Here is a 2,175-nt window from a genome sequence, read left to right on the forward strand (position 1 = left end):
ATTAATTATATCATTATCAAGTCCAAGTCTTCTAGAAATTTCAAAAGCATTTGATTTGCCTGGAATTCCTATTCTTAGTTTGTAAGTTGGAGATAATGTATTTACATCAAACTCTACAGATCCATTTTTTACATATTTCTCAGTTAATGCAAATATTTTAAGTTGAGAATAGTGTGTTGTTGCTATTGTTCGTATTGATTTATCTAAAAATATTCTTAAAATTGAAATAGCCAATGCTGCACCTTCTGTAGGATCTGTTCCAGCTCCAAGTTCATCAAATAAAACAAGTGAATTGAAAGTAATATTATCTACGATGTGTACTATGTTTTTCATGTGAGCAGAAAAAGTTGACAAAGATTGTTCAATGCTTTGCTCATCACCAATATCGGTAAAAATATTGTCGAAAATTGCAACTTCTGAATTTTCATCCACAGGAATTAAAATTCCCGATTGAGCCATTAAAGTTATTAGTCCTACTGTTTTTAGTGTTACGGTTTTACCACCTGTATTAGGACCAGTGATTACTAATGTATTGTAATCATCACCCAAATAAATACTTATTGGAACGACCTTTTTTTTGTCTAATAAAGGATGCCTTGCATTTTTAAAATTTAAGTAACCTTCTGTATTTAATTTTGGATTTGTTGCATCTATTTCAATTGCATACTTTGCCTTCGCAAATATAAAATCCAGTTTTGATAAGACGTCTTGATCAACAAATATAGAATCTTTGACATCGTAAACTCTGTCAGAAATTTCTTTCAAAATTCTTATGATTTCTTCTCTTTCTTCCGCTTCAAGCATTCTCAATTCGTTGTTTAACTCTACTACTTCCATCGGTTCAATATAAACTGTTTGACCAGAAGAAGAGTGGTCGTGTACAATTCCTTTGAATGAAGATTTATGTGAAACTTTTACAGGAATTACGTATCTATCATCCCTCATAGTTACAATATTTTCTTGTAATGCTTGATCATTAGAAGACAAAATACTATTTATTTTATCTTTTATGCTTTCTGTCTTTTGTCTTTTTGTTTGTCTTATTCTAGCCAAATTCCTGCTTGCATTATCGCTGATTTCATCTTCAGAAATTATCGCATTGTTAATAGTTGCGACTAACTCAGGTTCTTCTACTAGAGAATCCATCATCGCCATTATCATTGGATAATTTTCATGATTTTCATCTGATTCTCCTGCATACCTTTTAATATCGTGTACACTACTTAAAATTTGACCAATTTTCAAAAGAACTTCTGGAACTATATATCCCCCCTTAGATACATGCATTATACTTGCTTTCACATTTATAATTTCATATATCGGAGGATTTGAAAATTTGTAAATCATGCTCATAGCTTCATAAGTTTCATCCAAGCTTTGTCTAATTTCTTCCTCTTCAATCATCGGCTCTAATTTGTTAGCAATGCTTTTTCCTAATTTAGATTTACAAAGTTTTTCTATTTTGTTTTTTATTTCATTGTATTCAAGTGTCTTTAATGTTTTTTTATCCATTTATAAAATTCCTTTTTTAAAATGAAATTCATTAGATTTTCCAAACGCATACTTGTTTTTTCTAATTGAATATAATTTAAAGTCTATATCATTTTCATCTATCTTAATTCTATCACAAGAATAAATCAAAGAGTAATCATTCATTCTAACGACCCTATATTTTGAAAAATCTCCTTCAATATAGCAATCATTAAACTTACAAAACTCGCAATTATTTCCATTACATTTTACAATACTTGAAAAAGGACAATAAACAGTTACCATATCAACCAAATTGTCTTCCACAACTAACTCATAATTATAATTTGAATTTTCGATTATATCTTTAATTTCTGTTTTATTTAATTCGACAGACAAAGTTATCACGTCTACACCCAAATCATTTAAAACTTTAGCCGTAAAAACGTTGAATACATTCATTTGGTAGTCACTTACTGTGTAATCAGCATTTAAGTTTTCTGATATTATTATATCTCCCAGATTGTTAATTAGAATCTTTGAAACTTTATTTTCCTTACAGCTTTTAATAAATTTATCTGTTTTTTCTTGATTCAAAAATCTTGGCACCTTTACAATGTATTCTGACGAAATTTTGTCACTATAACCATTTATTTCATCGACGTAAATCGTCTTATAATTTGAGTCCGAATTTTCATTTTTTTG

The 2,175-nt window shown here is 28.9% G+C and carries 2 protein-coding genes; both read right to left on the reverse strand.

Annotated elements, in window-relative coordinates; all coding sequences use genetic code 11:
* A partial coding sequence (locus tag ACLUJM_RS09850) for an endonuclease MutS2 (RefSeq protein ID WP_412412741.1) occupies positions 1 to 1,512 on the reverse strand: 1,512 nt, incomplete at its 3' end.
* Positions 1,513 to 2,175, reverse strand: a 663-nt coding sequence (locus ACLUJM_RS09855; RefSeq protein WP_412412742.1) for a U32 family peptidase, incomplete at its 5' end; no start/stop codon positions are given.

Source organism: Finegoldia sp. (assembly GCF_046991905.1).
GTDB lineage: Bacteria > Bacillota > Clostridia > Tissierellales > Peptoniphilaceae > Finegoldia.